Source organism: Bifidobacterium sp. POST2/T3 (B1) (genome assembly GCF_058197115.1).
On record NZ_JBVPQK010000226.1, the window covers coordinates 1 to 4,399 of the forward strand.

4 protein-coding genes are annotated in these 4,399 nt (G+C 64.4%); 1 reads left to right on the plus strand and 3 read right to left on the minus strand.

Going from position 1 to position 4,399, the window contains the following annotated elements:
- Positions 1–1,382, minus strand: a 1,382-nt coding sequence (locus AC0AP0_RS09480; RefSeq protein WP_490430282.1) for a bifunctional shikimate kinase/3-dehydroquinate synthase, incomplete at its 3' end; no start/stop codon positions are given.
- A gap of 13 nt (positions 1,383–1,395) precedes the next feature.
- Positions 1,396–2,589, minus strand: a complete 1,194-nt coding sequence (gene aroC / locus AC0AP0_RS09485) for a chorismate synthase (RefSeq protein ID WP_490430283.1) — start codon at positions 2,587–2,589, stop codon at positions 1,396–1,398.
- Between the two features lie 62 nt (positions 2,590–2,651).
- Here aroC and AC0AP0_RS09490 point away from each other — a divergent pair, with 62 nt between their 5' ends.
- Positions 2,652–3,125: a hypothetical protein gene (locus tag AC0AP0_RS09490; protein WP_490430284.1), complete on the plus strand. Its 474-nt coding sequence runs from the start codon at positions 2,652–2,654 to the stop codon at positions 3,123–3,125.
- Positions 3,126–3,155: 30 nt separating this feature from the next.
- Here AC0AP0_RS09490 and mltG read toward each other — a convergent pair whose 3' ends face one another.
- On the minus strand, positions 3,156–4,352 hold the full coding sequence (gene mltG / locus AC0AP0_RS09495; RefSeq protein ID WP_490430285.1) for an endolytic transglycosylase MltG: 1,197 nt from the start codon (positions 4,350–4,352) through the stop codon (positions 3,156–3,158).
- Between the last annotated feature and the right edge of the window lie 47 nt (positions 4,353–4,399).

Genomic DNA, 4,399 nt, shown 5'->3' on the forward strand with positions numbered 1-4,399 from the left:
CTGGCCAGCTCGGCTGCGAAGACCATGCCCACGGACACGGCCTGACCATGCCGCCAGGTGAAGTGTTCGATCTTCTCAATGGCGTGGCCAAGGGTGTGACCATAGTTGAGGAATTCCCGCAAGCCGGATTCCTTGAGGTCCACTGAGACGTGCCGGGCCTTGACCTCTACGGTACGTTCGATCAGTTCCTGGACAACCGTGCCCAACCACTGGTCGGACTCCCGTCCGTCGAAGGCGCGCAGGGACTCGGCCCGCTCCTCCAGCTCACGCAGGATGCCGCCGTCCATGATGAATCCGGACTTGGCCACCTCGCCCAGGCCCTCTACAAAGATCTCATTGGGCAGGGTTCGCAGGGTCCGCAGGTCAGCCAGGACGCCGGCAGGGGTATAGAAGCTGCCGACCAGATTCTTGCCCTGCTCGAGGTTGATGCCGGTTTTGCCGCCGGTGGAGGCATCGACCATGGCCAGCAGGGAGGTGGGGCAGTTCACATAGCGAATGCCGCGCATCCAGGTGGCGGCGATGAACCCGGCCTGGTCTGTGGCCGCTCCCCCGCCCAGTCCCACAACCGCGTCGGAACGGGTGAAGCCCTCGGTGGCCAGGCGCTCCCAGATGCCCTGGCTGACCTGGATGGTCTTGCCGGCCTCCGCGTCGGGAATGGTCAGATCCACCACCTGATACCCGGCCTGGCGAAGCAGGGCCCGGGCATGGTCGGAATGGCGCTGGACCGGCTGGGTGTGAATCAGGGCCACACGCATGGTCTGGTCGCCAAGCAGCTCATGCAGTCGCCCGGTCACCCCGGCGCCGATCCTCACATCGTAGGGGTCGGGACCGCTGACGTGAACCACCCGCTCAGTCAGGGCATCGGCCAGCCGTCTGGCCAGGGCCCGGGGGGTGGTGTTCCTGGATTTGAGGGTGATGGTGGCCAGCTCCTGGTAGACGCTGCGGCGCTCGCGATAGAGAGCCATCCAGCGCTCCGATGCGCCGCCGCGAAGAAGGGGGCGGTGATCCGAGCGAGCCGCCCGGCTTACGCCCTCCTCGGGGTCGATCTGCAGGTAGACCACAGCACCGCCTGCCCGCCGATAGTCCTGGAGCGCCTGGAAGACACCGGTACTCATGGGTGCGCCTCCACCTAGGGACAGGATGCCGCCGGGGAAATCCTTCAGGAGGTCCAGGACCGCCCGGGTCTCCATGTCACGGAAAGCCTGCTCGCCCTGAGTGTCGAAGATCTCACTGACCGACCGACCCGCTTCTTCCTCGATGCACTGGTCCGTATCCCGGAAGGGCGCCTTGATCAGGGCGGCCGTCTCCCTGCCCAGACGGGTCTTGCCCGCGCCGGGCATGCCGATGACGACGGCCTTGGGCATACTGCTGCTTTCAATCATGCAAGACCGCCCCTCACCGCAGATGCTCGGGCCAGGACTGGAGGTAGGCCTGGGCGTTGCGCCGAACCTCCTCGAGCGAGTCGCCACCGAACTTCTCCAAAGCGAATTGGGCCAGGGTCAGGTTCATCATGGCTTCGCCGATCACTGCGGCGGCAGGCACGGCGGTCACATCGGAACGCTGATGGATGGCCTGGGCAGGCTGGCCGGTGGCCACATCCACCGTGCGCAGGGCCCGCGGCACCGAGGAGATGGGCTTCATGGCGGCCCTCACCCTGATGGGCTGGCCGTTGGAGGTGCCGCCCTCCAGCCCGCCTGCGTGGTTGCTGAGCCTGCGGATCGTGCCGTCCGGACCGGGCTCCATCTCGTCATGGGCCTGTGAACCAGGGCGATCAGCCTCCCTGAATCCGTCGCCGATCTCCACGCCCTTGATGGCCTGAATGCCCATGAAGGCGGCGGCCAGGGCCGCATCCAGACGCCGGTCGTCCTCCACATAGGTGCCCAGGCCTGCAGGCACGCCATAAGCGATGACCTCGAAGACCCCGCCGGCGGTGTCGCCGTCCTTCTTGATCAGGTCGATTCTGGCCATCATCCGTTTCTCAGCGTCCTTGTCCAGTGTCCTGACCGGCGAGGCATCCAGAGCGGGCCCGTCTTCAGGGCCGGGCGTGACCTCATGCCCCTCCAGGCCGACCCCGGCTATGGAGATGACATGGGAAACGGTCCGTATGCCCAGAGCCTGCTGCAGGAAGTCGGCAGCCACCGATCCCAAGGCTACCCTGGAGGCAGTCTCCCTGGCAGAGGAGCGTTCCAGGACCGGACGCGCATCCGTAAACCCATACTTACGCATGCCGGTCAGATCAGCGTGGCCGGGTCTGGGCCTGGTCAGGGGGGCATTGCGACCAGTCGCCGGCGGCTCTTGATCGGCGGGCAGTTCATCCACGCTCATGATCCGCTCCCACTTGGGCCACTCCGTGTTGCCGATCTCGATGGCCACCGGTGAACCTAGCGTCCGTCCATGCCTGACTCCGGTCAACAGCCTAACCTTGTCCTGCTCAAAGCCCATTCTGGCCCCACGGCCGTAGCCCAGCCGACGACGGGCCAGGGCCGATTCGATGTCCTTGGTGGACACGGCAACCCCGGCGGGCAGACCCTCCATCATGGCCACCAGGGCCTCTCCATGGGATTCCCCTGCCGTCTGCCAGCGCAACATATTCAAGCTCCTCGTTCGTTCCTCGTTTGCCAGGTTAGGGCTACGTATGATTATCTTAGAAGATGGTCTACCTCATCCCAGCGCCGGGACTGCTGACTGCGCTCCTCCTGGCCCTGATCGACATCCGCTCCCGGCGAGTCCCGCGTCTTTTGGTGCTCTTGGGACTGGCGTTGCAGACCATAACGCTTCTGGTCTTTTCCCTGATCCAGGCCCGGCCGATGCTACTCGCGCAGTGCCTGTTGCTGACTCTGGCCTCTGCAGGCCTTCAGTTTCTGCTGGCCCTGGTCCGACCCGGCGCGCTGGGACTGGGCGACGTGACTGCTACGGGTCTGGTCGCCCTGAGTCTATCAGTTCTGGGGTGGACAGCCATCCTCATCTGGTGGCTGATGATGGGCCTGCTGGGACTGGTTGCACTCGCTCTGGTCTGGTTGGCTCGTCGACGTAGACCCGACAGAACGAACAACCCTCTCTCACTGGCCTACGTCCCGGTCATCCTCGTCGCAGCGGTGGTGACCCTGATCATTGATGCCATCTAGGACCGGCAACTGAGTTCCAGGGAAAAGGCACTACTGGCTCTGCTGGTTGTGCTTGGACTCCCAGGCCTTGTACTCCTTGACATCGCGGTTGAACTGATCAGGGTTGTCGCTGAACCTGGTCTCTCCCGTGTCCATGTTGACGGTCACGAAATAGAGCCAGTCGCCCGACTCAGGATGCATGACCGCCTGGATGGCCTCGTCCCCAGGGCTACCGATGGGGCCTGGTGGCAGACCCTGGTGGATCCTGGTGTTGTAGGGGTCGTTGGCATTCTTCAGCATGGCATCGGTCAGCTTCAAGGCCGAGACATTGTTGGAGTAGGCCACGGTGCTGTCCATGCCCAGGGGCATTCCCTTGGCCAATCGGTTTTCGATGACCCTGGCCACCTTGCTGTAGTATTCCGACTTGTTGACCTCGGCCTCGGTGATGGAGGCCGTGTTCAGTATGGTCTGCCGATCCTGGCCTCCGGGAACGCCCAACTGGTCCAGGTGCTCAATCCGCTTGGAGACCAGGTTGCCCAGGATGGCCTTGGCCGACCCGGCCTTGCGCACGTCGTACTCACCAGGCTGCAGCCAACCCTCGAAGTTACCCTGCGCCTCCTGGGGCAGGATGTCCTCGCCCTTGGCCTGGATCAGAGCGTCGAATTCGCTCTGCGGAACCCCGGAAAGCTGGGCAGCCCGGGCAACCACATCGCGGACCCGCTCGCCGGCCCTCACCTGCAGGAAGCCTCCGGCCTTGCTCCGGTCAGTCAAAATGGCCACCACATCTGAGGCCTTCATCCGCAGACGCAGATCGAAAGTACCAGGCAGGAGCCTTGATTCGGACTGGGTGCTGGTTATGGCGTGCAGGAAGGCAGCCGTGGACTTGACCACCCCCGCCTTGACCAGATTGGCGCCCACCTGATCAGCCCCCTGGCCGCTCTCGACCGTGAACTCCAGGGGCTGTCCGCCCGGGCCTGGATAGTCGGGGGCGACCTCCTTGGTGGCTACGATCCGGGGGGCGCCATGGCGCAGCCCACCTACCAGAATCACCACGCAGGAGGTGGCCAGCACGACCGCAAGGGCGATGATGATGCACATGATCTGCTTGCGATGCTTGCGCCTTTCGCGCCGACGGCGCATCTCACGGCGTGAACGAGGAGGACGCGGCGGCATGGCGGAAACCGGGGCCTGCCCATCGGCAACCCACTGGACCTTGTCCTGGAAGAATTCCTGCATGTCGTCGGCCAATTAGCACTCCTTGTCGGCACGTTGGTCGTCCAGGGCCGACTGCAACA

Coding starts and splice junctions, on each gene's coding strand:
- aroC (WP_490430283.1), bottom strand. CDS start 2,589: ATGTTGCGCTGGCAGACGGCAGGGGAATCCCATGGAGAGGCCCTGGTG.
- AC0AP0_RS09490 (WP_490430284.1), top strand. CDS start 2,652: ATGGTCTACCTCATCCCAGCGCCGGGACTGCTGACTGCGCTCCTCCTG.